Origin of the sequence: Mesorhizobium sp. M0496, assembly GCF_040321205.1 — a bacterium.
GTDB lineage: Bacteria > Pseudomonadota > Alphaproteobacteria > Rhizobiales > Rhizobiaceae > Mesorhizobium.
Window position 1 is genome coordinate 75,817 of sequence record NZ_JAMYRC010000021.1, and the last position, 26,723, is coordinate 102,539.

At 63.0% G+C, this 26,723-nt stretch carries 29 protein-coding genes; 12 read left to right on the plus strand and 17 right to left on the minus strand.

All coding sequences use genetic code 11. The features are described from left to right. Position 1: 1 nt before the first annotated feature. On the plus strand, positions 2-529 hold the full coding sequence (locus tag NKI73_RS18690) for an SRPBCC family protein (protein ID WP_352632189.1): 528 nt from the start codon (positions 2-4) through the stop codon (positions 527-529). Between the two features lie 193 nt (positions 530-722). Beyond that, a complete protein-coding gene (locus NKI73_RS18695) occupies positions 723-989 on the plus strand; it encodes a YMGG-like glycine zipper-containing protein (protein ID WP_352632191.1) in 267 nt (88 codons plus the stop codon). A gap of 78 nt (positions 990-1,067) precedes the next feature. On the opposite strand, the gene rpsP is transcribed toward NKI73_RS18695, so the two are convergent. The 6 genes from rpsP to NKI73_RS18725 all read right to left on the minus strand — a co-directional run bounded on the left by rpsP (position 1,068) and on the right by NKI73_RS18725 (position 6,657). Further along, complete coding sequence (rpsP, locus tag NKI73_RS18700) at positions 1,068-1,469, minus strand: 30S ribosomal protein S16 (protein ID WP_023811330.1); 402 nt, start codon at positions 1,467-1,469, stop codon at positions 1,068-1,070. A gap of 53 nt (positions 1,470-1,522) precedes the next feature. Beyond that, on the minus strand, positions 1,523-1,864 hold the full coding sequence (locus NKI73_RS18705) for a chorismate mutase (RefSeq protein ID WP_352632193.1): 342 nt from the start codon (positions 1,862-1,864) through the stop codon (positions 1,523-1,525). A 7-nt stretch (positions 1,865-1,871) separates the two neighbouring features. Then, positions 1,872-3,461: a signal recognition particle protein gene (ffh, locus tag NKI73_RS18710; protein ID WP_352632195.1), complete on the minus strand. Its 1,590-nt coding sequence runs from the start codon at positions 3,459-3,461 to the stop codon at positions 1,872-1,874. A gap of 279 nt (positions 3,462-3,740) precedes the next feature. Further along, the gene (locus NKI73_RS18715) at positions 3,741-4,697 is read right to left on the minus strand and encodes a CPBP family intramembrane glutamic endopeptidase (protein WP_352632197.1); all 957 of its coding nucleotides are present in this window, start codon (positions 4,695-4,697) and stop codon (positions 3,741-3,743) included. Positions 4,698-4,904: 207 nt separating this feature from the next. Then, complete coding sequence (locus NKI73_RS18720) at positions 4,905-5,495, minus strand: DUF1236 domain-containing protein (protein WP_352632198.1); 591 nt, start codon at positions 5,493-5,495, stop codon at positions 4,905-4,907. Between the two features lie 64 nt (positions 5,496-5,559). Continuing rightward, entirely contained in the window at positions 5,560-6,657 is a 1,098-nt protein-coding gene (locus NKI73_RS18725; protein ID WP_352632200.1) for a zinc-binding metallopeptidase family protein, read from the minus strand. A 319-nt stretch (positions 6,658-6,976) separates the two neighbouring features. Here NKI73_RS18725 and NKI73_RS18730 point away from each other — a divergent pair, with 319 nt between their 5' ends. Beyond that, positions 6,977-7,774: a lytic murein transglycosylase gene (locus NKI73_RS18730; RefSeq protein ID WP_352632202.1), complete on the plus strand. Its 798-nt coding sequence runs from the start codon at positions 6,977-6,979 to the stop codon at positions 7,772-7,774. 145 nt (positions 7,775-7,919) lie between these two features. Here the strand turns inward: NKI73_RS18730 and NKI73_RS18735 are convergent, their stop codons facing one another. After that, complete coding sequence (locus tag NKI73_RS18735) at positions 7,920-9,143, minus strand: argininosuccinate synthase (protein WP_352632204.1); 1,224 nt, start codon at positions 9,141-9,143, stop codon at positions 7,920-7,922. A gap of 231 nt (positions 9,144-9,374) precedes the next feature. Between NKI73_RS18735 and NKI73_RS18740 the strand changes: the two genes are divergently transcribed. Together NKI73_RS18740 and NKI73_RS18745 are read left to right on the plus strand one after the other, a co-directional pair. Then, a complete protein-coding gene (locus NKI73_RS18740) occupies positions 9,375-11,522 on the plus strand; it encodes a putative bifunctional diguanylate cyclase/phosphodiesterase (RefSeq protein ID WP_352632206.1) in 2,148 nt (715 codons plus the stop codon). Between the two features lie 129 nt (positions 11,523-11,651). Next, complete coding sequence (locus NKI73_RS18745; RefSeq protein ID WP_352632208.1) at positions 11,652-12,293, plus strand: LysE family translocator; 642 nt, start codon at positions 11,652-11,654, stop codon at positions 12,291-12,293. Here the strand turns inward: NKI73_RS18745 and NKI73_RS18750 are convergent. The 3 genes from NKI73_RS18750 to rlmN are packed head-to-tail and all read right to left on the minus strand — an operon-like array spanning position 12,265 to position 14,428. After that, entirely contained in the window at positions 12,265-12,744 is a 480-nt protein-coding gene (locus NKI73_RS18750; RefSeq protein WP_352632209.1) for a hypothetical protein, read from the minus strand. The two genes, NKI73_RS18745 and NKI73_RS18750, sit on opposite strands and share 29 nt — an antisense overlap. Next, a complete protein-coding gene (locus tag NKI73_RS18755) occupies positions 12,741-13,196 on the minus strand; it encodes a hypothetical protein (protein WP_352632211.1) in 456 nt (151 codons plus the stop codon). Before NKI73_RS18755 ends, NKI73_RS18750 begins: the two co-directional genes overlap by 4 nt. Next, positions 13,193-14,428 (minus strand): dual-specificity RNA methyltransferase RlmN, encoded by a 1,236-nt coding sequence (gene rlmN / locus NKI73_RS18760; protein WP_352632213.1) that lies wholly within the window; start codon positions 14,426-14,428, stop codon positions 13,193-13,195. Before rlmN ends, NKI73_RS18755 begins: the two co-directional genes overlap by 4 nt. A gap of 268 nt (positions 14,429-14,696) precedes the next feature. Here rlmN and NKI73_RS18765 point away from each other — a divergent pair, with 268 nt between their 5' ends. Continuing rightward, on the plus strand, positions 14,697-14,996 hold the full coding sequence (locus NKI73_RS18765; RefSeq protein WP_352632215.1) for a hypothetical protein: 300 nt from the start codon (positions 14,697-14,699) through the stop codon (positions 14,994-14,996). A gap of 100 nt (positions 14,997-15,096) precedes the next feature. Here the strand turns inward: NKI73_RS18765 and NKI73_RS18770 are convergent, their stop codons facing one another. The 3 genes from NKI73_RS18770 to NKI73_RS18780 all read right to left on the minus strand — a co-directional run bounded on the left by NKI73_RS18770 (position 15,097) and on the right by NKI73_RS18780 (position 16,961). Beyond that, a complete protein-coding gene (locus NKI73_RS18770) occupies positions 15,097-15,600 on the minus strand; it encodes an invasion associated locus B family protein (RefSeq protein WP_352632217.1) in 504 nt (167 codons plus the stop codon). A 274-nt stretch (positions 15,601-15,874) separates the two neighbouring features. Then, positions 15,875-16,237, minus strand: coding sequence for a YkvA family protein (locus tag NKI73_RS18775; RefSeq protein WP_352632219.1), 363 nt, complete (start codon positions 16,235-16,237; stop codon positions 15,875-15,877). A 430-nt stretch (positions 16,238-16,667) separates the two neighbouring features. Then, entirely contained in the window at positions 16,668-16,961 is a 294-nt protein-coding gene (locus NKI73_RS18780) for a 4a-hydroxytetrahydrobiopterin dehydratase (protein ID WP_352632221.1), read from the minus strand. Positions 16,962-17,012: 51 nt separating this feature from the next. Here NKI73_RS18780 and NKI73_RS18785 point away from each other — a divergent pair, with 51 nt between their 5' ends. Continuing rightward, positions 17,013-17,531 (plus strand): low molecular weight protein-tyrosine-phosphatase, encoded by a 519-nt coding sequence (locus NKI73_RS18785; protein WP_352632223.1) that lies wholly within the window; start codon positions 17,013-17,015, stop codon positions 17,529-17,531. Here NKI73_RS18785 and thpR read toward each other — a convergent pair. After that, the gene (thpR, locus tag NKI73_RS18790; RefSeq protein WP_352632225.1) at positions 17,435-18,031 is read right to left on the minus strand and encodes an RNA 2',3'-cyclic phosphodiesterase; all 597 of its coding nucleotides are present in this window, start codon (positions 18,029-18,031) and stop codon (positions 17,435-17,437) included. The genes NKI73_RS18785 and thpR overlap by 97 nt on opposite strands. Before the next feature lie 127 nt (positions 18,032-18,158). Continuing rightward, on the minus strand, positions 18,159-18,803 hold the full coding sequence (locus NKI73_RS18795; RefSeq protein WP_352632227.1) for an arylesterase: 645 nt from the start codon (positions 18,801-18,803) through the stop codon (positions 18,159-18,161). An 88-nt stretch (positions 18,804-18,891) separates the two neighbouring features. Here NKI73_RS18795 and NKI73_RS18800 point away from each other — a divergent pair, with 88 nt between their 5' ends. From NKI73_RS18800 to NKI73_RS18815, 4 genes are all read left to right on the plus strand, one after another. Beyond that, complete coding sequence (locus NKI73_RS18800; protein ID WP_352632229.1) at positions 18,892-19,587, plus strand: ABC transporter ATP-binding protein; 696 nt, start codon at positions 18,892-18,894, stop codon at positions 19,585-19,587. Then, positions 19,587-22,136 (plus strand): ABC transporter permease, encoded by a 2,550-nt coding sequence (locus NKI73_RS18805; protein ID WP_352632231.1) that lies wholly within the window; start codon positions 19,587-19,589, stop codon positions 22,134-22,136. The genes NKI73_RS18800 and NKI73_RS18805 overlap by 1 nt, the downstream gene beginning before the upstream one ends. Positions 22,137-22,363: 227 nt before the next feature. Further along, positions 22,364-23,143 (plus strand): Bax inhibitor-1/YccA family protein, encoded by a 780-nt coding sequence (locus NKI73_RS18810; RefSeq protein WP_352632233.1) that lies wholly within the window; start codon positions 22,364-22,366, stop codon positions 23,141-23,143. Between the two features lie 122 nt (positions 23,144-23,265). Then, positions 23,266-23,844 (plus strand): GNAT family N-acetyltransferase, encoded by a 579-nt coding sequence (locus tag NKI73_RS18815; RefSeq protein ID WP_352632235.1) that lies wholly within the window; start codon positions 23,266-23,268, stop codon positions 23,842-23,844. Positions 23,845-23,966: 122 nt separating this feature from the next. Here NKI73_RS18815 and NKI73_RS18820 read toward each other — a convergent pair whose 3' ends face one another. Continuing rightward, a complete protein-coding gene (locus tag NKI73_RS18820; RefSeq protein ID WP_292643711.1) occupies positions 23,967-24,353 on the minus strand; it encodes a DUF2794 domain-containing protein in 387 nt (128 codons plus the stop codon). Between the two features lie 489 nt (positions 24,354-24,842). Then, on the minus strand, positions 24,843-25,613 hold the full coding sequence (locus NKI73_RS18825) for a DUF1223 domain-containing protein (protein WP_352632237.1): 771 nt from the start codon (positions 25,611-25,613) through the stop codon (positions 24,843-24,845). A 275-nt stretch (positions 25,614-25,888) separates the two neighbouring features. Here NKI73_RS18825 and NKI73_RS18830 point away from each other — a divergent pair, with 275 nt between their 5' ends. Then, entirely contained in the window at positions 25,889-26,560 is a 672-nt protein-coding gene (locus NKI73_RS18830) for a ceramidase domain-containing protein (protein WP_352632239.1), read from the plus strand. Positions 26,561-26,723: the final 163 nt, after the last annotated feature.

The window sequence follows — 26,723 nt, forward strand, 5'->3', positions numbered from 1 at the left end:
AATGTTCAGCACCATCCTCATCATCCTGCTCGTCATCATCGCCGCCGTGCTCCTCTATGCCGCGACACGGCCGAATGATTTCGTCACCACCCGCACGGCCAGCATCAAGGCCCCGCCGGAGGCGATCTTCCCGCTGATCAATGATTTCAGCCATTGGCCGGAATGGTCGCCCTACGAAAAGCTCGACCCGCAGATGAAGCGCACGCTGTCCGGCGCCGAGAGCGGCAAGGGTGCGGCCTATGCCTGGGAAGGCAATGCCAAGGCCGGCAAAGGGCGCATGGAGATCGTCAATTCGGTGACGTCGTCGCTGGTGTCGCTGAAACTCGATTTCGAGAAGCCGTTCAGGGCCAACAACAGCGTCGACTTCACGTTGACGCCGTCGGGCGACAACACTGCCGTCACCTGGGCGATGCGCGGCAGCCGGCCCTTCATCGCCAAGCTGATGGGCCTGTTCATGAACTTCGACACGCTGATCGGAAAGGATTTCGAGGTCGGCCTCGCCAATCTGAAACGTCTGAGCGAAAAGTGACGTCAGCCGTCCCAGCTTACGGGGCAAGCCGTAGCGTTCGCGAGCATCTCAACGAAGGCCACCAGGCATTCCCCGGGTTATCCGCAAAGGATCAAAATCCCTTTGCCGACAATGTCTTCGGGATCAAATCGCCGAGTTGCGAGTTAGAGATTCACCTGGCGGTGGAGGCGGCTCCTACTGGAGAGGAACGACAATGAAGAAAACGATGCTTTTGATGGCCCTGCTGGTGCCGCTCGTCGTCGCTTGTTCACAAACGGAAAAGGGGGCGGCTGTCGGCGGACTGGGTGGCGCTGCCGTCGGCGCGGCGGTCGCCAACAATCCGGTTCAGGGCGCGGTGGTCGGCGGCGCTGTCGGCGCTGTTGCCGGTGCGTTGATCGGCCGGGCGAGCGAACGGGGCGAATGCCGTTATCGCGATCGTTATGGCCGCGTCTACATCGACCGCTGCCCGAGCGGCTATTGACTGTGTTCGAAACCTGAAGTCGACATAGCAAAACGGCGGGCCTGGGGCCCGCCGTTTTCCTGGATGCGATAGTAATGGTTATTCGGCGGTAGCGGCTTCGGCCTCGGCCGGTGCTGCTGCGGCGGCCGCAGCCGCGGCAGCGGCGTCTTCCTGCGCCTTCTTCAAGAGCGAAGCGCGTTCCTGCGCCTTCTTGCCCGGCTCGGCCTTCTTCGGGTTGGAGCGGGCGTCGCGCTTGACGAGGCCGGCCTCGTCGAGGAAGCGCAGCACGCGATCGGTCGGCTGGGCGCCATGCGCCAGCCAATGCTTGACGCGATCGGCGTCGACCTTGACGCGTTCGCCGTCCTTCGGCAGCAGCGGGTTCCACGAGCCGATCGACTCGATGAACCGGCCATCGCGCGGCGAACGGGCGTCGGCGATAACGACGTGGTAGTAAGGACGCTTCTTCGAGCCCGCACGGGCCAGTCGGATCTTCAAGGGCATTTCTTTTCTCCTAAAAACTTTAAGTTCGTTGATTGGGTTTCAGTTGGTTTTCGTCACGCCGTTGGAAGCGGGGTCTTTGTTCCGCCGTTGCTCGAAGCGGCGATCTGTTCGTGGTGGCGGATCACTTCGCGGACGACGAAGTTGAGGAATTTTTCCGCGAAATCCGGGTCGAGATGGGCATCCTTCGCCAGCTGGCGAAGGCGGGCGATCTGCTGCTGTTCGCGTGCCGGGTCGGCCGGCGGCAACCCATGCGTCGCCTTCAGCACGCCAACCGCCTTGGTGCAGCGGAAGCGCTCGGCCAGCATGTGGATGAGGGCCGCGTCGATGTTGTCGATCGAGGCGCGATAGTCGGCCAGGATGGTGCGTGCGTCGGCCATGTCTTTCTCTTCGTTCATGGCGTCCTCACTTCTTCTTGCCAAGGCCAGGTAGCCCGCCGCCCATTCCGGGCAGACCGGGAAGTTTCATGCCGCCGGGCAGCCCGGGCAGGCCGTCGCCACCGGAAAGACCCTTCATGCCGCCAAGGCCGGATGCCTGGGCTTGCTTCTGCAAGGCTTCGAGCTGCTTGGGGTCCATCTTCGACAGGTCCGGCATGCCGCCGCCCATCATGCCACCCATGCCGCCCGGCATGCCGCCGAGGCCCATCTTGTTAGCGAGGCCGCCCATCATGCCGCGCATCAGGCCGCCGCCTTTGCCCTTGCCGCCCATCGCCTTCATCATGTCGGCCATGCCGCGGTGCATCTTCAGCAGCTTGTTGATTTCGGCCGCGTCGGTGCCGGAACCGGCGGCGATGCGCTTCTTGCGCGAATGCTTGAGCATGTCGGGGTTGGCGCGCTCGGCCTTGGTCATCGATGAGATGATGGCGAGCTGGCGGCCGAACATCTTGTCGTCGAGACCGGCGGCCGCCATCTGGTCCTTCATCTTACCCATGCCGGGCATCATGCCCATGATGCCGCCCATGCCGCCCATCTTCGACATCTGCTGAAGCTGGCTGGCGAGGTCGTTCAGGTCGAACTTGCCCGACTGCATCTTCTTGGCCATCGCCGCCGCCTGCTCGGCGTCGATGTTTTCGGCGGCCTTCTCGACGAGCGAGACAATGTCGCCCATGCCGAGGATGCGGTCGGCGATGCGCTTGGGGTGGAATTCTTCCAGCCCGTCCATCTTTTCGCCGGTGCCGATCAGCTTGATCGGCTTGCCGGTGACGGCGCGCATCGAAAGTGCCGCACCGCCGCGGCCGTCGCCGTCCATGCGGGTCAGCACCAGGCCGGTGATGCCGACGCGCTCGTCGAAGCTTTTCGCCAGGTTGACGGCGTCCTGGCCGGTCAGCGAGTCGGCGACCAGCAGGATCTCGTGCGGGCTCGACACCTTCTTGATGTCGGCCATCTCGACCATCAGCGGCTCGTCGATATGGGTACGGCCGGCAGTGTCGAGGATGACGATGTCGTGGCCGCCGAGCTTGGCCGCCTGCACGGCGCGGCGGGCGATGTCGACCGGCGACTGACCGTCGATGATAGGCAGCGTGGCGACCTTGACCTGTTCGCCGAGCTGGCGAAGCTGCTCCTGCGCGGCGGGGCGCCGCGTGTCGAGCGAGGCCATCAGGACTTTCTTGTTCTGACGCTCGGAAAGGCGCTTGGCGATCTTGGCCGAAGTGGTCGTCTTGCCGGAACCCTGCAGGCCGACCATCATGATGACGACCGGTGCCGGCGCATTGAGATCGATGGCGACGCCCTCGGCGCCGAGCATCTCGACCAGCTCGTCATGGACGATCTTGACGACCATCTGGCCGGGCTTGATCGACTTGACCACGGCGGCGCCGACGGCCTTCTCGCGCACCTTGTCGGTGAACGAGCGCACCACTTCCAGCGCCACGTCCGCCTCGAGCAGCGCACGGCGCACCTCGCGCAGTGCCGCCGAGACATCAGCCTCGGACAGGGCACCGCGGCCGGTCAGGCCGTTCAGGATCGAACCAAGACGTTCCTGTAGCGATTCAAACATTCGTTTTCCTTTTCCCTGGCACCCGGATGATGCCCGAGAGGTAATGCGTTCGCGCCCAGTGTCCAACCAAAAGCCAAAACCAAAAAGCACCCGGGGGCGCTCAGCGCTGCCGGGTGTTGGCCTCCAGGATCGATTTACAGCACTTGACCTCGAAGAGGTTTCGGCGTCCTGGTCGGCTTGCTCGGAGGGATACTCGTCGCGGAATTCGGGGCGTGTAGACAGGAAATCGGCACAGGAGTCAAGACAAGCGCCGTGTCGCGTTGTTTCCCTGGGCTGCAATCAGGCCGAGTTTGCTTCATCCGGAAGCTCGGCGGCAACCCTGAGCGGCGAGCGCGGATGTAAAAGCAGCATGATCGTCAGCAGGCTGCAGGCGATGCCGATGAAGGCGATGAGCACTGCATCGGCTGTCGTCCAGCCTGGTCCTTCGAGCGGCCTGGCATTGAACAGGGCGAAGGAATTGTAGCTTTCCTGATGCGAGATCAGCAGGAAGCCGGTCAGATTGTTGCCGAGATGAGCACCGAGGGCGGCGCCGAGATTGCCGGTGGCATAAACGACAACCGTCAGCAGCAGCGCGAAAGCGGCGATCGAGGCGAGCACGCAGGCGTTGATGGCGGCGGATGAGCTGGGACTCCAATGCAGCGCGGTGAACAGCAGCGCCGGCAGCAGTGCCCAGATGAACGGGCTCCTGAACCGGTTGGCCAGACCGCGCAGCAGATAGCCGCGGAACAGCGCCTCTTCCGAAGATGTCTGCAGCCAGGTGAGCGCGACGATCGGGATTGCAAACAGCAGCCAGGACGACAGACTGATCGGACCGCGCGCGATCTCGGGCCGCAAGAGATAGAGCAGGATCTCGGATATGAGCGAGGTGATCAGCACCGCGATCAGCCCCTTGAGGAAACCTGACCGCGACACGCGGTGGCTGACGCCGAGGAGCGCCGACAGCTTCTCGCCATGCACCCAGCGCATGGCCATCCACAGGCCGATCCAGATGCCGGCAAAAGAGGCGAGCGCAGTGAGGATGCCGAGGGGCGAGGCGAGGAAGCCCTGCACGCCGGATGACGCCGCCGCACCCTCCTGCCAGGCAAAGAAGGCATAGATCCCGCCCAATAGCACGGCCACGGTCGTTGCAGCCCAGAACAGGATGACGATCGCCGTTCCCAGGAGCAGTCGTGGCAAGGTCGTCCGGGCGTTGGGCGAGCGCCTATAGCGTTCGAAGGCGGCCGAATCGATCGTCACACGGGCTCCTTTGCCGAATTTATCGCCTGTTGATCTAGCCCCTGTTGATCTAGCCGATGGCCCGGAAAATCGGAATCGATTTTCGCAAAGGGTTCATGCGCACACCTAGCCGCTGCATATCCAGGGGCGCGGTGCCGCAGGATCGACCGCCTGCCTGGTCACCAGGCGGCCACTACTGTCGCGGCGGCCGGCTGGTGCAATTCCATGTCAGCGTACGACGTACATGATGCGCCGCGTCTGCGGATCGATCAGCGCCCGTTGGCCGTTCACATAGACGTAGCGATAGTTGTAGTCCGGAATTTCGCGCAGCTCGACGGTGTCGGGCAAGATCGCGCCGGTCACCACTTCGCCGTCGAGATAGACAGGGTCGAGGCGATGCGTGTCGACATAGGTCCGGACTTCGGCCGGAGGCGGGGGAAAGTCATCCACGACCGGATCGCTGGCGATGATCGCGCCAGTATAGTCGGTCGAATAGTCGTCCGGCGGCGAGACGACAGCAACGCTGGAACGCCGTTGCGTCAGCACCACCCGGCTGCCGCCGAAATCAGCCGTCACATAGTCGGAATAGACCCAGCCCTGGCCACCGGCCTCGGCGATGGTGCACCATTTGCTGTTTTCGATGCAACCATTGAGCGTCGCCGACTGGCCGGCGGCAAGCACGCCGATGACAGGATATTGCGGACCGGGCCCGGCGCGCACGTTGAGATCGGTGACGGCAGAGACGGCGGTGTCGGCAAACGCGGCGCCCGACATCACGGTCAGCAGTCCGGCGACTGCGGGGAACAAAAGGGATTTCATGGTTTCTCTCCGTTTTCATGGTCCCTCGCCAGCGAAAACGGGTCAGTGGCCTATGCGTTCCCGCCTAAAACGACTGCGCCAACTCACGATTTGTTCCCTTTTCTATAGGCAAACCGGTCAGAAGTTCGTGAACGAAGGCCAATTTCCGTGCCGTGCCGTCCGAAATGACGAAGGGGTAGAGGTCGGGCAGGCCCATGCAGCGGTTGATCGAATTGGAGGCTTCAGACAGCACCAGCCAACGGGCCAGGATCTTTTCGAAAGGCTCGGGCGCGGTCGCCGGCTCGGAAGGTGCGGCTTGCAGCCCGCCGCCGGTATCGCCTTGCGGTAGGTCGTTGGCTTCCACCGTCTCCAGCCGGCCGAGCGGAAAGTTCAGCGCGTGGACCATTTCCAGCGTGTCGGTGATATGCAGATGGTGGGCCCAGGTTTCGGCCCAATCCTCCCACGGATGCGAGGTCGCATAAGCCGAGATATGGCTTTGTTGCCAGTCGGGCGCAGCGCCATTGGCATAATAGGCCTTCAGCGCCTGTTCGTAGTCGGTGCGGTCGTCGCCGAACAGCGCGCGGAAAGCGTCCAGCTTTTGCGGGTCGTCGCGGATCAGGCGATCCCAGTAATAATGGCCGAGTTCATGGCGGAAATGGCCGAGCAAGGTGCGATAGTTCTCGCCCATCTCGACGCGCCGCTTCTCGCGTTCGGCTGAATCCGCCTCGGCGACATTGAGCGTGATCAGGCCATTGTCGTGGCCGGTCAGGATGCGCTCGCCGCCGGGGCCACCGCCGATCGGATCGGCGAGGAAGTCGAAGGCCAGCCCAATCTCGTCGGCAGGGTTCTGCTTGGGCGCCACCGGCAGCCCGAAGGCCAGCAGCGAATAGATGGCGCGCTTCTTCGCCGCCTCGACGCGGATCCAGCGGCGGCGGTTGCCGTCGACGGAAAGATCGGGGATCAGCTGGTTCAGCGCGCAGGCGCGGCAAAACCCCTGTCCCGGCTCGGCCATCCAGTTGCAGGCGCATTCGTCGGCGTTGGTGCAATGAAAGACGCCGCCGGCATCCGACAGCGCAAAGGTGGCGTGCTCGGGATCGTAGAGCACGAGACTCCCGCAGCTCAGGCACTGGGCGTTCTCGAAGTAGAGGCGGTGGCCGCAATGCGGACAGTCGAAGAGTTTCATGTCGGTCTCTAACCTTCAGAGCCAGCATATTCAGGGCGGCAGGTGCCCAACGCGGACCGCCAACCGGCGTTCCCACATATCGAGGCTATTCGCCGCAAGATGCCCGCCGCCAGCAGGGCCCAGGCTGTGTTAACACCCACCGAGCCGGCGCCGATGATCACGATATCGACGCCTTTCGTGGGGCCGCTTGCCACAATAATCACTTGATCGTAGGCAAATTCCACGGCATTCGCCAGCAATGCAGCGGCGACAGTGACAAGGGCGTGTTTCGCTGGCAAGTTCGCAATTGGGACGTGATTCAGGCAACCAGGAGAACAACATGGCATTTCTTGCCAAGGGAAAGATGTTTGCAGCGGCCGTAGTGTCGGTGCTTGCGCTGGCAACGGGCGCGCAGGCGGGGGCCAGCTGTGGCAAGACCGGCGCCGGCTTCGAGGCTTGGAAGCCGGAGTTCGCCGCGGAGGCCAAGTCCGAAGGTGTAGGCGCCAAGGGTCTGGCCGCTCTGGCTGGCGCCACCTACGCAACAAAGACGATTTCCGTCGACCGCGGCATTCACAAGGCTTTCAGCGGCTCGGTGGACGATTTCATGAAGCGGCGTGGCGGGTCCGCGATCATTTCCAAGGGCCGCTCGCTGAAGAAGTCGAACGCGGCACTGTTCGCCAAGATCGAAGCGAACTACGGCGTGTCGCCGGGTGTGCTGCTCGCCATCTGGGGCATGGAAACCGGCTTCGGTTCCTCCATGGGCAACCAGAATACGGTCTCCGCCATTTTGACGCTTGCCTATGATTGCCGTCGCCCGGGTTTCTTTTATCCGCATGCCATTGCAGCCCTGAAGCTGGTTGATCGCGGGGCGTTGACAGCCTCGTCGGTCGGCGCCGCGCATGGCGAGATTGGCCACACGCAGTTCCTGCCCGGAAATGTCTTGAAGTATGGTGTCGGCGGCGGAAACCTGCGCGACAAGGGCACAGCGCTGGCTTCCACCGCCAACTTCCTCAAGGGTCATGGCTGGCGTGCCGGTGCGAGCGCGAGTGCGAATATGGGCGCAATTGCCGGCTGGAATTCCGCGAGCGTTTATCAGCAGGCCATCGCCCGCATCGCCACGGCGATCGACGGCGACTGATAGCTGGAATCTCCGACCGAAGGCCCGGCTATGCGCCGGGCCAACTGAATCAATCGCTTCAGTTTGAATTGGTACTTCACGGGCGGCGCCGGTGCCGACAATCGGTCTCGGCAGGGACGCCGGGTTTGTTTGAGGCGATTGAAGATCAGCCCTTACGGTTGCGCGCGGCGAGCGTGCGCAGCCGCAGCGCGTTGAGGCGGATGAAGCCGGCGGCGTCCTTCTGGTCGTAGGCGCCACGGTCGTCCTCGAAGGTGACCAGCGCATCGGAATACAGCGTCTTCTTCGACTTGCGGCCGGTGACCATGACGTTGCCCTTGTAGAGCTTCAGCCGCACCGTGCCTTCGACGTCTTCCTGGCTCTTGTCGATCATCGCCTGCAGCATCAGCCGTTCGGGCGCGAACCAGAAGCCGTTGTAGATCAGCTCGGCGTAGCGCGGCATGAACTCGTCCTTGAGGTGGGCGGCGCCCCGGTCGAGCGTGATCGATTCGATGGCGCGATGCGCTGATATCAGGATGGTGCCGCCGGGCGTCTCGTAGACGCCGCGCGATTTCATGCCGACGAAGCGGTTCTCGACCAGGTCAAGCCGGCCGATACCATTGTCGCGGCCGAGATCGTTGAGTGCCGCCAGCATGGTCGCCGGCGACAGTTTCTTGCCGTTGAGTGCGATGGGATCGCCCTTGAGGAATTCGATCTCGATCTCGGTGACGGTATCAGGCGCATCCATCGGCGAAACGGTGCGCTGGTGGACGAATTCCGGCGGCTCGGTCCACGGATCTTCCAGCACCTTGCCCTCGGAAGAGGAGTGCAGGAGGTTGGCGTCGACCGAGAATGGGGCGTCGCCCTTCTTGTCCTTGGGCACCGGGATCTGGTGCTGCTCGGCGAAATTGATCAGGTCGGTGCGCGACTTGAACGACCAGTCGCGCCACGGTGCGATGACCTTGATATCGGGGTTCAGCGCGTAGGCCGAGAGTTCGAAGCGAACCTGGTCGTTGCCCTTGCCGGTGGCGCCGTGCGCAATCGCGTCGGCACCCGTTTCCCTGGCGATCTCGACCAGATGCTTGGAGATCAGCGGCCGCGCGATCGAGGTTCCCAGAAGGTAGGTGCCTTCATAGACGGTGTTGGCGCGGAACATCGGAAAGACGAAATCGGAGACGAATTCCTCGCGCACGTCGACGACGCGGATGTCCTTAATCCCCATCATCTCGGCCTTGCGGCGTGCCGGCTCGAGTTCGCCGCCCTGGCCGAGATCAGCGGTGAAGGTGACGACTTCGGCCCCGAGTTCGGTCTGCAGCCATTTCAGGATGATGGATGTGTCGAGACCGCCGGAATAGGCGAGCACGACTTTCTTGACGTCTTTGGCCTTGGACATTTCTACTCCGTCGATGGCGGACGCCCCAGCCGAGGCGTCACGGATTGTCGGAGGGCCTTTTAGCAGGAACGGCAAAGCGAGCAAGCACGCGCGCGCCCAGACTTCTGATCCAGCGCGTGGCGGGCGGCGACCTGAGCAAGGGAAACAACCTGCTGCAATCAAAGGCTGCATTTACCTGCAGCATTTAATCAAGTTTTCACGCCCTGCCGCTAATATGAGGAGAAAGCTGTGTTGGCGACGTGCCAGGACGGCCTTGCCTGCTTCGTCGCGGGCACCCTCGGGCTTGGGTCGTTCCTGATGCGCGTCATATCATGTATCGTTACGGAGCATAATCTGTGGCTCGTCCTGCTGGCGGCGCTGATGTGCGTCACCGGCTGCTGGGTGACGATCGGCCTCTTCGACCGCGCCAGGAAAACCGCCGGCGTGCAGATGCGCGGCTGGCTGTTCCTGACAGCGGTCGCCGCCGGTTCCTCGATCTGGTGCACGCACTTCATCGCCATGCTGGCCTACCAGCCGGGCGCGCCGATCACCTTCGATCCGGTTCTGACCATGGTGTCGCTGGTCATCGCCATCGCCGGAACCGGAGCTGGCTTCACCCTTGCATCCGACAAGAGCCGGCGTCTTGCCCCGGAGTGGGGCGGATGTGTCGTCGGGCTGGCGATATCGGCCATGCACTACACCGGCATGATGGCATATCACGTCGCCGGCATCGTCGAGTGGGACGGCTCCTATGTCGCCGCCTCGCTGGTCATTTCGGCGGCGTTTTCCGCCGTGGCCGTCGGCCATGCCGTGCGCCGGCCATACCGCTGGTCGCAATATCTTGGTATCGGGCTGCTGGTGCTGGCGATCGTCGGGCTGCATTTCACGGCTATGGCGGCGGTGGCGGTGACGCCGCTGTCCTTCATCAGCACCGGCACCAATCCCGATATTCTCGTGGCGATGGCGGTCGCCGTCGCTATCGTCGGCCTGATCGTCGCGGCCACCGGCTTCGCCAGCTATCTGATCGACGAACGCGGCCGCCTGGAAAGCTTCGAGCGGCTTCAGCATCTTGCCCTCAACGATGCCCTCACCGGCCTTGCCAACCGGGTCTCCTTCAACGATCGCCTCGACCATGAGATCGAGCGCGCACGGGAGGACAAGGGCACGATGACGGCCGTCATTGTCATCGATCTTGATCGCTTCAAGGAGATCAACGACCTCAGGGGGCACGCAGCCGGCGACCAGGCGCTCAAGATCGTCGCCCGAAGGCTGGCGAAACTCACCGGTGACGGCGAATTCGTCGCCCGGCTCGGCGGTGACGAGTTCGCCGCGATCAAGCGCTTCAAGGATCAGAACGAGCTTCTCGGCCTGGTCTCGCGGCTGGAGAAATCCCTGTTCGAGCCGTTGCGGCTCGACGATTTCGAAATCGCCGCGGGCGCCAGCATCGGCGTCGCGGTCTATCCGCGCGACGGCGCCGATCGGGAGCGGCTGGTCAGCAATGCCGATCTTGCCATGTACCGGGCAAAGAACGACGTGACGCGGGCCGTTTGCTTCTACGAATCCGCCATGGACGAGACGGCGCGGGCGCGCCGCGCGCTGGCCACCGACCTTCGGCAGGCGATCGAGCGCGGCGAGCTTTCGCTCCACTATCAGGTGCAGACCTCGGTCCCGACAGGCGCCACCTGCGGCTACGAGGCGCTGCTGCGCTGGACCCATCCCGTGCATGGCATGATCCCGCCCGCCGAATTCATCCCGATTGCCGAGGAGAACGGCTCCATCATGGCGATCGGCGAATGGGTTCTGCGGACCGCTTGCCGGCAGGCAGCCTCGTGGGACAATGCTCACAAGATCGCGGTCAATTTGTCGCCGGTGCAGTTCGCCCATGCCGATCTCGCCAAGCTCGTCCACCAGATCCTGGTCGAGACCGGGCTGTCGCCGAAACGGCTGGAGCTCGAGCTGACCGAATCGACGATCGTCGCCGACAAGGTGCGGACGCTGCATGTCCTGCGCCAGATCAAGGCGCTGGGGGTGACGATCGCGATCGACGATTTCGGAACCGGCTATTCCTCCCTCGATACGCTGCGCTCGTTTCCCTTCGACAAGATCAAGCTCGACCGTTCGTTCATGGCCGATGTCGAGCGAAGCCCGCAGGCCAAGGCGATCATCCGGGCGGTGCTGACGCTGGGCCGCAGCCTCGACATTCCGGTGCTCGCCGAAGGCGTCGAGACGCATGTCCAACTCACCATCCTGCAAGTCGAAGGCTGCAACGAGGCGCAAGGCTACTTCCTCGGCCGGCCCAAGCCGATCGACCAGATACTGCTCATCGGGGGCCCCGACGTCCCGACCGATCAGCCCGCCATCGAGGAGCCGGCCAGGATGCGGCTGAGCAGGCAGGCATAGGATCGCAAGTTGGCTCCCCAGCTGATGCCTTCGCCATACGCCTGCTGGATCGACCATCTGGATCGCTCCTGCGTCTGGCACCGTCGCGGCGCATCCTGTATAGGCCCTTCCAATCCCCTGGGGCCGCTCATGTCGTTCATTCCAGACACCACCACGCTGATCCAGTTCGCCATCGCCACCGTCATCCTGGCGATCACGCCGGGTCCGGACATGACCTTGTTCGTCTCGCGCACGCTGAGCCAGGGCCGCGCCACCGGCTTTGCCTCGATGGCCGGTGCGCTGTGCGGCACGCTGATCCACACCACGCTGGTGGTGGTCGGTGTCTCGGCGTTGATCGTCGCCTCGCCGATGGCCTTCTTCGTGCTAAAGATCTTTGGCGCCGGCTATCTCGTTTTCCTGGCCTGGCAGGCGATCACCAGGGGCTCGGCATTTTCGCCGGAAAAGAAGACCGGCCCCGAGATTTCGCTGTTGCGCAGCTGGGCTGCCGGGCTCGGCGTCAATTTGCTCAATCCGAAGATCATCCTGTTCTTCATGACCTTCCTGCCGCAGTTCGTCTCCGCGCATGATCCGAACGCACCGGGAAAACTGTTTTTCCTGGGCACGATGTTCATCGTGCTGTCGATCCCGGTGACGGTGCCGATGGTGCTGGCGGCGGAAAAGTTCTCGGCGGCGATGAAGGCCAGCCCGCGTGTCACGCGGGTGGTCGATTATCTCTTCGCCGGCGTGTTCTCCGCCTTCGCGCTCAAGATCCTGACGGCCCAGGCGAAGTAGGGGCGTTCTCGTCCTTCCACCAGCTTCCGGCCCAGCGCCCGGCGCTCAGCCAGTAGAAGATGCCGCCGACCATGCCGCCGCCAATCACCGCCATGATGGCGCTGGTGTCGGTAACCGCGAAGGTGGTGTCGCCGCTGTGGCCGACCATGCCGAGGAAAACGCCGGCAACCACCGCGCCCGCCAACGCATAGAACAGCCAGTCGCGCCGGCCGAGGATTTCGGCCAGCAGGATGACGACGCAAGCCGGCATCAGGGCGAAATAGGCGACGAACAGGGCGAAGAAGGGAATTGAGAAATACAGCGAAGCCGGTGCCGTCGCCGCGTGCTCCGGCGTGTAGCCCAGCGATGCCAGGAACAGGATGTTGAGGAAGGCGCTCGCCGCCAGCGAGGCGACGGCATAGCCGAACAGGATAACAGTGAAACGGACGAGGTAGCCGACCAGACGGGTCATCCCAGATCCCGGCCCAAATCCCGGCATATGCCGGACTTGCGTCCGGCCAGAAACCAGTAGACCGAACCGGCGGCAATGCCGGCCGTGGCCAGAAAACCGAGAAAGCCCGGATTGAAAACAAAGCTGCCGGCCGAGCGCGGCATGGACACGCCAAAGGTGATAGACGTGATCGCACCCGTGGCGGCAAAGTAGAACCAACCCCGAAGCGAAAACCGTTCAGCGACAAAGAGCGCGGGGCCGACGATCAACAGCGCGCCGATCATCACGGTCAGCACAGCGAGCGGGAAGGAGCCCAGCCAGTCGAAGGCGAAGATGATGGACCAGTTGCCGTCTTCTATACCTTCCAGAAGAGCGATCAGCAGCACGGGGACCAGGATCGAGGTCAACACGGCGGCGAAATAGCCGACTGCCATCATGGCGAGGCGCTTCAGCCAGGCGAGGCGGCGGCTCACGCCTCGCCGTGCCCCGCTATCATCATGGCCTCCAGCGCCAGCCGGTCGACCTTGCGCATGCGCTCGGAGTCCGACTTGAGCTGGCCGCAGGCGGCGAGGATGTCGCGGCCGCGCGGCGTGCGGATCGGCGAGGCGTAGCCGGCATTGTTGATGTAGTCGGCGAATTTCTCGATCGTCTCCCAGTCCGAGCACTGGTAGTTGGTGCCCGGCCACGGGTTGAATGGGATCAGGTTGATCTTGGCCGGAATGCCCTTGAGCAGCTTGATCAGGCCCTTGGCGTCCTCGATGGAATCGTTGACGTCCTTCAGCATGACATATTCGAAGGTGATGCGCCTAGCGTTCGACAGGCCGGGATAGGCGCGGCAGGCAGCGATCAGGTCCTTCAGCGGATACTTCTTGTTGATCGGCACCAGGAGGTCGCGGAGATCGTCGTTGGTGGCATGCAGCGAGATAGCCAGCATGACGCCGATCTCCTCGCCGGTGCGGAAGATTTCCGGCACGACGCCGGAGGTCGACAGCGTGATGCGCCGCTTCGACAAGGACAGGCCATCGCCATCGGAGGCGATCAGCAGCGCCTTCTTCACCGCTTCGAAATTATAGAGCGGCTCGCCCATGCCCATCATGACGATGTTGGAGACTTTGCGGCCCTCGGCCGGCACGATGGCGCCGTCGGGCGTGTCTCGATCGGGGAAATCGCCAAGCCGGTCGCGGGCGGTGAGCAACTGGGCGAGGATCTCTTCCGCGGTCAGGTTGCGCACCAGCTTCTGCGTGCCGGTGTGGCAGAACGAACAGGTCAGCGTGCAGCCGACTTGCGAGGAGATGCAGAGCGTGCCGCGGCCTTCCTCGGGAATATAGACGGTCTCGATCTCGACGGGCCGCCCAGCGCCGCGCGGCGGAAAGCGGAACAGCCATTTGCGCGTGCCGTCGGAGGAAATCTGTTCCTCGACGATTTCGGGCCTGGCGACGGTGAAGTGCTTGTCCAGTTCGGCGCGCAAATCCTTGGAGATGTTGAACATGCCGGCGAAGTCGGAAACACCGCGCACATACATCCAGTGCCAGAGCTGCTGGGCGCGCATTTTCGCCTGGCGTTCCGGCACGGTTCCCGAAGCGACAAGGGCCTCGCCGAGCTCAGTGCGCGTCAGGCCGATCAACGACTGCTTTTCGGGCAGTGCCGCACGGGCACGCAACGCGTCACGGGCGCCTTCGGTGGTGAGATCGAATGAAAGGGTCATGGTTGCACAGATATAAGCGGTTTGCGGCCGATTTCACTTATCGTGCCGGCATGAAGCGCGGCGCATAGCACAGGTTGAGGGCAGAGTCATGCGGTGGGAATGCAAACCATAGATGCCGGCCGACGGTCCGCTATGGCGATCTGGCAACCTTCTCCTGTCCTCCCGCTGCGAGGGGAGCGATCACATGATCGTGTAGTCGTAACGATTCCCATCCGCCTTCGAAGTCTGAAGAGGGCGACCATGCCCGTACAAAATGGGAGTATGCAGAATGAACTCGATTAAGCTCGCCGTGATTGCCGGCCTCGTCGGCCTTTCCGCCTCGCAGGCATTTGCCGAAGACGCGATGGGCACAATGACCATGATGAAGGGCGGAGAGGTGACGGCGATCATGCCGGATGGGCATATGGGCACCATGAAGCCGGACGCGAAGATGGCGGCCGAGATGATGAAGATGGCAAAGCCGATCAAGCACTGCATGATGATGATGACCGACGCCAAGGGCAAAGCCTATATGATCGACACGTCGACCAAGAAGGCTCAGGCCGAATGTGAAAAAATGGCCATGTAAGACTGAACCGCCGGCGCACGCCGGCCTGAAAAAGCAAAAGGCCGCGCTTTGCGGCGCGGCCTTCAATTCAAAGCGCAGCTTTGCCTATTTGCAAGCCTGTCTATTTGCATTTGGCGATCGACGTCAGCGCCGCCGAAATGCCCTTCAGCGAGAAGACATAGGAGGTCGGGTTGCCGCGGCCGGACTTCGCGGTCACCTTCATGTCGGTGCCGGTCTTCATGGCGGCGATCAGCACCGGCTCCTCGGCGGCATTCTCAACCCAGGCCGACTTGCCGCGCGTGAACATCGAGAAGGTCTTCTTGTCGATGGTGACGGTGGCTTTGGAGCCTTCCTGGAAATTGTAGCCGGCGATGAATTGCGGCTCGTAGGACACCTGCTGGCCGGGCCGCTGGCTGACGAAGAAGAACATGTCGCCATGATCGAGCGTCGGCGGCTGCTTGTCGGTCGGCACGGTCAGGACATAGCAGACCTTGCCGCCCGATGCCTGGTAGCTGTAGGTGCCCCAGGCATTGTGCTGGCCGATCTTGGTCGCCGACTGCGCCAGTGCCGGCGCCGCCACGGCCACCAAGACCAGGCTCGAAACTATAGCAATCAATCCGCGCATCGTTTTTCCTGTATTCCAAAGGTGCGGCGGCAGGCCGGCTTGGCGTCCTGCCCGTCGCTTCATTTTGATTTAATCTGGGTTACCAAACGGTGAATTTCCTTTGAGAAAAGGACCCTCACCCAAGGAAACCGCCGCCATTCCCGCGCCGCCGCCCTCTCAGCGGGTGGCGCGACGTCCCTTTGGCGACTTGGAGGCCACGAAAGCGGCAAGAGTTTGACTTTTTTCGCTGCCACCGAAAGCCGGCTTCAGCGGCGTTTCGCATGCGATGGCGTGCTCAGCCCTTGTCGGCGATGGCGTCCTTGGCGGCCTGCCGGTGCGCCGGGGTGATGTGGGCGCTGACGGCAGTGATCGCGGCAGTGAGCACGGCGATGTCATCGGTGAAGCCCAGCCCGAGGACGAAGTCGGGGATGACGTCCACCGGCAGCACGAAATAGCCGAGCGCGGCCAGCAGAATGCCCTTGGCGCGCAGCGGCGTGTTCTTGTCCATGGCGCAGTAATAAGAGGCCACGACCTCTTCCATGAACGGGATCTGCCGCGCGGCCTTCTTGGCTGTCCGCCAGAATTTCTCGCGTACTTCGTTCTCGTCGGCGAGCTTGCCGCCAAAGCCGAAGAAATCAAAACCGGATTGTCGCGCCATCAGTGTCTCCTTGCAGGGCCCATGCGCAACCCAGCGCATGCCCGCGAGCGAAAATGTGGTGAAAGGCGACCCCTACTGCAAGATACCGGCGCATTCCTCGACCCGAAAGTCGGAATCGGTGTTTGCCGCGCGGACCTACGGTTCAAGGGGATGCCGGCCTACAAAGGCGCTCGTCAAGCTGGCAATCGCCTCTTTGGAGATTAGTGGAAACGCCCCTCCCGTCGTCATTCTAGGGCGAAGCAAGGAGCGAAGCGACGCGGCGCAGACCCTAGAATCCATGCCGTGACTCGAGAGCGACGCAGCGGTGCTGAATTCTGCTCCGCTGCACCCTCCGCCACCGTCGCGGCATGGATCCTCGGGTCTGCGCGTCCGCTTCGCTCCCGCTCCGCCCGTGGATGACGAAGCGGGGGTTGCGCACCTTTGGATCTCCTTAACCCGCAAAGCGGTTCATCTTCTTCGCCAGATCGATATCGAGCGCGGTAACGCCACCGGCATCGTGGGTGTTGAGCGTCACGTCGACGGTCTTGTAGATATTCGACCAGTCGGGATGATGGTCCATCTTCTCGGCGGCAAGCGCGACGCGGGTCATGAAGGCGAAAGCCTCGGAGAAATTCGCGAAGGTGAATGTGCGCTTGATGGAGGCGCCATCCGCCGCCAGTGCCCAGCCCTCGAGCCCGACCAATGCCGCGGCGATTGCGTCCTTGCCCAGTTTCTCTCTCGTCATGTCAGCTTCCCGTGCTATTTCGGCTCAAGTCCTCACCATAGCGTCGGATCGATGAGCGCGAAGCCCATAAATTCCATTCTTTTCGTCTGCCTCGGTAACATCTGCCGGTCGCCACTGGCGGAGGGCATCTTTCGCGCGGTTTGGGCCGAGCGCCAGCCGGGCCGGAATATGCTGCTCGATTCAGCCGCCACCAGCGGCTGGGAAGTCGGCTCGGCGCCCGATCCACGCTCGATCGCGGTTGCGGTGCGTCACGGCGTCGACATTTCCCGACAGAGAGCGCGCAAGATCACACCGGAGGATTTCTCCCGCTTCGACCTGATCCTCGGCATGGACCGGTCGAATGTCGCCGACCTGAAAGCGCTGGCGCCGGCGGCCATGCGCGATCGCATCCATCTGTTCCTGGAATTCGCCCAGGGAAAAGCGCGCGAGGTGCCCGATCCCTACTATGACGGAGCGGAAGCCTTCGCTTCGGTCTACCGCATGATCCGCGAGGCGTCGGAGGCGCTGGCGACAAGGCTGGAGGCGCGGGCATCCGTGCCCGACAGCGGCCAGGCTTCCTCGACGATGTAGGGGCCGCCGCCGACCGAATCGCGCGACGACATCAGCACGAAACGGCCGATGCGAAACGGCAGCGTCGAGAAATTGCCGCGTGCCGACAGATACTGGGCGACGTCCAGCGGGGTCGAATTGCGCAGCCTTGCAAGTGTGACATGCGGCATGAACTTGCGCGGGTCGGCGGGGATGCCAAGCCGCTGGCAGATGCGGTCGATCTCGCCCTGAAGGGCGCCAAGATCGGGAGAAGCGGAAGCGCCGGCCCACACCGCGTGCGGTTTTTTCTGGCCGAAAGCACCGACGCCGGACAGGTTCAGCGAGAAGGAGGGGCGATGGACACGGTCGAGCGCGTTGGCGATCTCGTCGGCGACATGGCCTGGGACATCGCCGATGAAGCGCAGCGTCAGATGGTAGTTCTCGACGTCGATCCAGCGGGCGCCTGGCAGGCCGCCCCGCAGCAGGGACAGCGAAAGGGCGGCGTCACGCGGAATTTCGAGGGCGGTGAAAAGACGCGGCATGAAGAGCCTCCCTTCCTCGAATCGAACTGTACCCATAGCGAATCATCGATAGTCAAACGGGGCAAGATGTTTGTTGGTCACAGTCCTTGCTAAAAAGCTTCCCCAACGGAAACAGCTCCAGTCCCCCTCACGAACCGCCCGGCACCGCCGCGATGGCCTTCTCGACCGTCGGCAGGATGCGTTCGACCATGTGGTCGACGCCTTGCGGGCTCGGATGCAGGCCGTCCTCGAGCTGCATGCCGGGCTGGCCGGCGACGCCGTCGAGAAAGAACGGGTAGAGCGCAACCTCGTATTTCTTGGCCAGGTCCGGAAATATGGCGTCGAAGGCGTTCTGGTAGTCGGCGCCGAGATTTGGGGCGGCTCGCATGCCGGCCAACAGCACGGCGATCTTGCGCTGTTTCAGCTTGCCCAACATCTCGTCCAGGTTCTTCCTGGTGATATCGGGCGAGACGCCGCGCAGCATGTCGTTGGCGCCGAGTTCGAGAATGACCAGTTGCGTGCCGTCGGGCACCGACCAGTCGAGCCGTGCCAGGCCGCCGCTCGTCGTGTCGCCGGAGACGCCGGCATTGGCGACGGTCACATCATGGCCCTTGGCGCTCAGCGCTGCCTGCAGCCTGTCGGTAAAGCCCTGGTCCGGGCCAAGGCCGAAGCCCGCCATCAGACTGTCACCGAAGCCGACGATCTTGAACGGCTCGGCCCGCGCCGACGGCAGAGCGCCGCAAATGGCGAGGAAAACGATGAAGCCTGCGGCAATACTGCGTTTGAAAGACATGCGGCAGGCCCCATATGAGCAAGGAATTCTTCCGGCGGCGGCTTCCGGCAAGCAGAGCCTTCATCCCTAGATATAGGACGCTTTCATTTTGACAGAAGCCGTCATTGTGCTGAAAGATGTATCACTGACCCTTGGCGAGGGGGCCTCTTCCGTCCATGTGCTGAAGGGTGTCAGCCTCGATGTGGCTGACGGAGAGGCGACCGGCATCGTCGGGCCATCTGGTTCGGGCAAGTCGACATTGCTGATGGTTCTGGCAGGCCTGGAAAGGGTCGATTCGGGCACGGTCCGAATCGCCGGCGAGCTTCTCAACGGCAAAAGCGAGGATCAGATTGCTTCGTTTCGCGGCCGAAACATTGGCATCGTGTTCCAGTCCTTTCATCTCATTCCCAACATGACGGCGCTCGAAAATGTCGCAGTGCCGCTGGAATTGGCTGGCCATGCCGATCCGTTTTCGGTGGCGGCGCGCGAGCTGGCTTCGGTTGGCCTCAGCGACCGCGTCACCCATTATCCCGGTGAATTGTCGGGCGGCGAGCAGCAGCGCGTGGCGATCGCCCGCGCACTGGCGCCGTCGCCGCGCATTCTCATTGCCGACGAGCCGACCGGCAATCTCGACCAGGCAACGGGGCGGCAAGTCGCCGATCTATTGTTTGCCAAGGCGGCCGAGCGCGGCATGACATTGATTCTGGTCACCCATGATCCGGCCCTTGCGGCACGCTGTTCGCGCCAGGTTTCGATGCGGTCCGGTCGGATAGAGGCGCCGGCACCCCTCAAGGTAACCGCCTGATGCCGTTGTCGCAGACGCTGAGGCTCGCGGTTCGCTTCTCGCTGCGTGAGATGCGCGGCGGCCTGTCCGGCTTCCTCATCTTCCTCGCCTGCATCGCGCTCGGCGTCGCGGCCATCGGCGGTGTCAACTCGGTGGCGCGTTCGATCACCGCCGGTGTCGCCAATCAGGGCCAGACGCTGCTTGGCGGCGATCTCCGCTTCCAGATCAACCAGCGTGACGCCAGCCAGGCCGAACGCGGTTTCCTGGACGGGCTAGGCACCGTTTCCAGAACCGCCAGCATGCGCTCGATGGCGCGTCTCGCCGACGGATCCGACCAGGCGCTGGTCGAGGCCAAGGCGGTCGACGATGCCTATCCACTCTACGGCGCGCTGGACACCGAGCCGGCACTGTCGAAGCAGGAACTGTTCGGCGAAGAGTTCGGCGTTTTCGGCGCCGCGGCCCCCGATCTTTTGTTCGAGCGGCTGCATCTCAGGATCGGCGACCGGCTGAAGCTCGGCACCGCCACTTTCGAACTGCGCGCCAGGCTGGTCACCGAACCGGACGCAGTGTCCGACGGTTTCGGCTTTGCGCCAAGGCTGATGATCTCGACCGAAGGGCTGGCCGCCACCGGACTGATCCAGCCGGGTAGCCTAGTCGAAAATGCCTACAAGATCCGCCTGCCGGCCGACGCCGACGAGGCGCGGCTCAAGGCCATCCAGGATCAGGCGGCCAAGGATTTTCCCGAGGCCGGCTGGTCGATCCGCACGCGCAGCAACGCCGCTCCCGCGCTATCGTCCAACATCGAGCGTTTCTCGCAGTTCCTGACGCTGGTCGGGCTGACGGCGCTGGTCGTCGGTGGCGTCGGCGTCGCCAATGCGGTGCGCGCCTATCTCGACGGCAAGCGCGGCGTCATCGCCACCTTCAAGAGCCTGGGCGCTTCGGGCGGCTTCGTCTTTGCCGTCTACCTGGTGCAGATCCTGATCATTGCCGCGCTCGGCATTGTGCTCGGACTGGTGCTGGGCACGCTGATGCCGTTCGCGGCGAGTGCGGCCCTTCATCAGGTCATTCCGGTGCCGGCGGCAGGCGGCTTCTATCCCGGCGCGCTCGGCATGGCGGCGCTGTTCGGCCTGCTGGTGACGCTCGCCTTCGCGCTGCTGCCACTCGGCCGCGCCCGCGACGTGCCGGCCACCGCGCTGTTTCGCGAGATGGGGCTGGAAGGCCGCGGCTTCTCGCGTCCGGTCTATGTCGCGGCGGCTGTCGGCATCGCGCTCATGCTGGCGGCGCTGGCAATTCTATTCTCGGGCGACCAGCGCATCGCCTCGATTTTCGTCGGCGCCACCATCTTCGCCTTTCTGGTGCTGCGCCTTGTCGGCGCGCTGGTGCAATGGGCGGCCAGGAAGAGCCCGCGTGTGCGCTTCGTAGCGCTGCGGCTCGCCATCGGCAATATCCATCGGCCGGGCGCCTTGACGCCATCGGTTGTGCTGTCGCTGGGACTTGGGCTGACGCTGCTGGTGACGCTGGCGCTGATCGACGGCAATCTCAGGCGGCAGATCTCCGGCAGCCTGCCGGAACGGGCGCCGAACTTCTTCTTCGTCGATATCCAGAGCAGCGATGTCGATGCCTTCTCGGCGCTGGTCGGCAAGGAGGCGCCGCAGGGAACACTCGCCAAGGTGCCGATGCTGCGCGGCCGGGTGATGGCGCTGAACGGCGTCGATGTCGACAAGGTGAAGGTGCCGGCGGAAGGCGCATGGGTGCTGAAGGGCGATCGCGGGCTGACCTATGACGCCAAACAGCCGGAAAACGCCACACTGACCGAGGGCAGCTGGTGGCCCGACAATTATAGCGGCGAGCCGCTGGTCTCCTTCTCGGCCGTGGAAGGCAAGGAAATCGGGCTGAAGCTCGGCGACACCGTCACCGTCAATGTGCTCGGCCGCAATGTCACAGCCAGGATCGCCAATTTCCGCCAGGTCGAATGGGAGACGATGGGCATCAATTTCGTCATGGTGTTCTCGCCCAACACCTTCACGGGCGCCCCGCATGGCTGGATGGCGACGCTGACCGAAAAGAATGCCTCGACGGCAGACGACGCCCGCATCCTCAATGCCGTCACCCGCGCCTTCCCGGCGGTAACGACGGTGCGGGTCAAGGATGCGCTCGAAATCGTCAACCGGCTGGTCGGGCAGCTCGGGACGGCGATCCGGGCCGCGGCCGGCGTGGCGCTGATCGCTTCGGTGCTGGTGCTGGCCGGTGCGCTTGCCGCCGGCAACCGGGCGCGCATCCACGATGCGGTGGTGCTGAAGACGCTGGGCGCGACACGCACGACGCTGATATCAGCCTTCTCGCTCGAATACATGCTGATCGGGCTTGCCACGGCGATCTTCGCCCTGGCCGCGGGCAGTGCGGCTGCCTGGTTCGTCGTCGCCCGGATCATGACATTGCCGTCGCATTTCATGCCCGAGGTGGCGGTGGCGACCATTCTGTTTTCGCTTGTCATCACGGTCGGCATAGGTCTCGCCGGCACCTGGCGGGTGCTCGGACACAAGGCAGCACCCGTACTGCGCAACCTGTGACCTCAGGCCTGGAACGGCCATCCCGGATTAAATCTTGGTAGGAATGCCGTCCGGAAAGCCGAGGAATCGGCACTTCGGTGTCTCACGAAGCATTACACCCGGTTACGGTCTTGTTCTTGGCGCGAATAACCATCATATTTCGCCACAGGCATGCTGGAGCCCTGCCAGCGGCGCCTGGGTCCGGAAGGATCTGACACCGGACGGGGCAGAAGCAATAGAGGACTACAATGGCTGATCCCATTCGCAACTACCAGACGCGCGCCGTGCCCGGCGTCGGCGTCGGTGCTGACATCGATCAGGGCCTGCGCGCCTATATGGTCAAGGTCTACAACCTGATGGGGCTTGGCCTCCTCATCACCGGTCTTGCCGCAGTCGGCACGATCATGCTGGCCACCACCACCGATCCGGCTTCGGCTGTCGCGACGCTGCCAAGCGGCGAGATGCTGACTTCCTTCGGCTATGCGATCTTCGGCTCGCCGCTGCGCTGGGTGGTGATGCTGGCGCCGCTCGCCGCCGTGCTGTTCCTGTCGTTCCGCGTCCAGTCGATGAGCGTTTCGGCGGCGCAGACGACGTTCTGGGTCTATGCCGGCCTTGTCGGCCTGTCGCTGTCGTCGATCTTCCTGGTCTACACCACGGCCAGCATCTCGCAGACCTTCTTCGCCACCGCCGCGGGCTTCGGCGCGCTGTCGCTCTATGGCTACACGACCAAGCGCGACCTGACCGCGATAGGCTCGTTCCTGATCATGGGCGTGTTCGGTCTGATCATCGCAATGGTGATCAACATCTTCCTGCAGTCGTCGGCGCTGTCCTTCGCTGTTTCGGCGATCGGCGTGCTGATTTTTGCGGGCCTGACCGCCTATGACACGCAGAAGATCAAGGAGATGTATTTCGAGGGCGATGCTTCGGATATCGCCGGTCGCAAGGCGATCATGGGCGCGCTGAGGCTCTATCTCGACTTCATCAACCTGTTCATGTTCCTGCTGCAGTTCATGGGCGACCGGCGCTAGGCTTTGTCTGGATCATGATCTGACTGGACCATCGAGTTCCAGAAGGGCGGCCCAACGGCCGCCCTTTTCTTTTGTATCGGTCCTTGCTGTTATTGCGGGCAAGGAAATGGCATGCATAAATTATGAGCAGCATTACGATTCGAGTAGCGACAGCGGCCGACCTCGACCGGATCACGGTAATCTATGCCGACGCAGTGACTCAAGGCACCGCCAGCTACGAGTTGGAGCCACCCAGCCGTGCCGAGATGGGCGCCCGTTTCGACAGTTTGATAGCCGGCGGCTTTCCTTATCTGGTGGCGGAGAAGGATGGCGCCGTGCTCGGCTACGCCTATGCCGGTGCTTTCCGGCCGCGTCCCGCCTATCGCTTCATCGTCGAGGATTCGGTCTATATCGCGCCCGAGGCCAAGGGCCAAGGCGTCGGGCTCAAGCTGATGCAGGGCCTGATCGAGGCGGCGGAAGCGGCGGGCTTTCGCCAGATCATCGCCGTGATCGGCGATGGCCGTTCAGACAGCGCCTCGGTGCGATTGCACGAAAAGCTCGGCTTTCGCCATTCGGGACGCCTTGAAGGTTCCGGCTTCAAGCACGGGCGCTGGCTGGACACCGTGTTCATGCAGCTGTCGCTGAATGGCGGGGCATCGGCGCCGCCTGATCCCGAATCGCTGCCGGAGAGGAAGTTCCGCGAGGGGCTAAGAGGGAAATGAACTGAGGAATTGAAGAATTGATGAACTGAAGATCAAAGAAACAGCGGCTATGAATCGCGCTGCGGGCTTCTCATCAGTTCATCAATTCTCCAGTTCTTCAATTCCCCTGCTCCATTCCCCGCTCAGGCCTCGACAAGCTTCAGCTTGCTGTCGAATATCCCAAGCACCCGACCGAGCTCCTGGCCGCGCTTCAAGATGCGGCCGCCGGCGGCAATGACGGCAAAAGCGCCCTGCTTGCGGGCCAGTTTCGGATCCTTGACGATCTGGAACAGCGGCACTTCGCTGGTGCGGCGGAACACGGAAAACACAGCGCGGTCGGTGAGATGATCGATGGCGTAGTCACGCCATTCGTTGGCGGCGACCATGCGTCCGTAGAGCCTGAGGATCTGGTCCAACTCACGCCGGTCGAACCGCACCGGCTGATCGAGGCGCTCGCGACGCGCCTCGTGCAGCGGGATCAATATTGCGGATGCGTCCCCATCCCCCGTCCCGCCGCTGTCATCGGTCATGCCTCGATCCTTCAAAATGAATCTTTGCCAACCAAAGTTGGCGTGTTCGCGGCTGAATTGCAAGACCCGGCGAAGCAGGGCGGCGGCGCGCTGTTTCCGCAACGTCCAGTCACTTTTATGAAACGCCTTGTTGGAATTGGTGATGCTTCGCCACATTTCTGCCTTTTTTTATCCGCGCTCATGCCCCAATGTCCGACGAATTTACCGACGTTGCCTGAGACGGTTCGGTCCGGCACCGGCTCGTAAACCCCAAGCCCCCCGCCCACGGGTCTGCGTCGGATCGAACCAACCTCGGCTCTTCTTCAGGAGAGCCGGGTGCGACGATCCCAAAACCTAAATGACCGACGTCAGAAGCAAGCTGACGTCGGTTTTTTATTGGGTGAAACGACTTCGCATTACCGCGACGTCGTCATCCACGGGTCTGCGCTGCGTCGCTCCGCTCCTGTTTCGCCCCAGGATGACGAAGGCAGGATCGTTTCGGCGAATCTGTTACGGCTTGTGAATGAACGCTGCGCCAAGAATGGGACCGGGCATGCCGTCCTTGCCGACGGACTGTAGCAGCACGGCGCAGCCGCCCTTCTTGGCGATCTCGCTCATTGGCAGTTCGTAGCGCTGCGCCTTGCCGTGCCACATGCCGGCGGTCTGGATGCCGGTGACCGCATTCCAGTAGGTCATCATGTGGCCGGTGTTCTCGCCCTTGCCGATCTTGATCGTCTGCGGCGGGTCGAAATAGACGATGACGACGTGGGCATCGCTGGGGCCGCTGCCGGCATCGCCGGCGTCGATCATGACGCGGTCGCTGGTGCGGCTGACCTTGATGGCGACGCGCATGCCTTCGCCGCTCTTGGCCATGCGGGCGAGCGCGCCATCGACCTCGCTGCGGCTGGCGCCGTTGACGTGGACGCGGCCGTTGATGACGGCCTGCGGCGTATAGACGGAGCGGCTGCCGAAGGCGCGCATATAATCATATTGCCGCTCGGTGTTCTCCTTGCGGCTCAGCGTGTCTTGCCAGCCGAGATAGTCCCAGTAGTCGACATGATAGGCGAGCGCGACGATGTCTTCCTTGGCAACGAGTTCAGCGAACAACGCATCGGCCGGGGGACAGGAATTGCAGCCCTGACTGGTGAACAATTCGACCACGCCCAATGGTTTGTCGATCTGAGGCTTGTCAGCTTCGCCGGCATGCCCGGCGTCGGCAAACGCCGAGAAGGCCAGCGCAAGGGCTGCCAGCCACAATGTTTTTCCCGAGGCCATGGTCATTCCGATTCCCGCCGGTGGTGCCGGCTTTGTCTTGATTGCTGAAATATGTGGCAGAACCGGAAGTCAACGGGAAGTCACGTTGCGGTGAAATTTTGCCATTGCAGCCGACCGCAACGGCACGATAGGGCGGTTCATCGTTTCACCGAAACGCCGAGCCGCTCTATCTCTTTGGTTTGACGCAATTTCGGACCGAAAACCGCTTCACACTTTTCCTGAAATTGCTCTAGGAGAAGGTCTGCGCTTCAGGATAGAAACCGATTCGGGCGGCAATCACGATGTGGCAAACTCTTTTGGCGCCGATCGACCTCTATTGCGAGCGAACCGGGCCGGAATTCGGGTCCGAACCGGTCAATGCCCTGACGAACCTCGCCTTCATTGCCGCCGGCCTGTGGGGCGTGCGCGAGGTGCGAAGGCTGCGCACCGGCACTTTCGCCGAAGTGCTGGCCTGGTGGGTGGTGGCCATCGGCATCGGCTCGACGATCTTCCACACCTTTGCCACCAGGGGCACGGTCTGGGCCGACGTGCTGCCGATCGCCGGCTTCACGCTGGCCTACACGCTGTTCAATTTGCGGCGCTTCCTCGGCCTGCGATGGGGCAAGGCGATCGCCATCTTCATTGCCTTCTACGTGATTGCCGGGGCGATAACCCTGGCCGTGCCGGACTGGCTGCGCCAGGCCTCGAACGGCACGACGGGCTATCTACCGCCGTTCCTGGCGCTGGCCTTCTTCGGCGCGCTGGTGGCGGCCAGCGGCAATCGCGCCGGCTGGTACAATCTTGCGGGATCGGCGATCTTCGTCGTCTCCGTCATCTGCCGGATGATCGATCCGCTGGTCTGCGGCAGCTTTCCGCTCGGCACGCACTTCCTCTGGCACATCCTCAACGGGCTGATGCTCGGCGTGCTTCTGGCAGCAGCGGCGCGTTTTGGGACGCCGAAGGCTAGGCAGTAGGCAGTAGGCAGTAGGCAGTAGGGGCCTCTATTCCCTACTGCCTAGTCCCTATTCCGTCGACCGTGAACAATCCGGCCCCTAAGCGGCGACCGGCTTGGGCCGGAGTTGGAAGAGAGCGATCAAGAGGGACAAAAAACCCTTCAGCCACCTGAGCAGGAGGGAG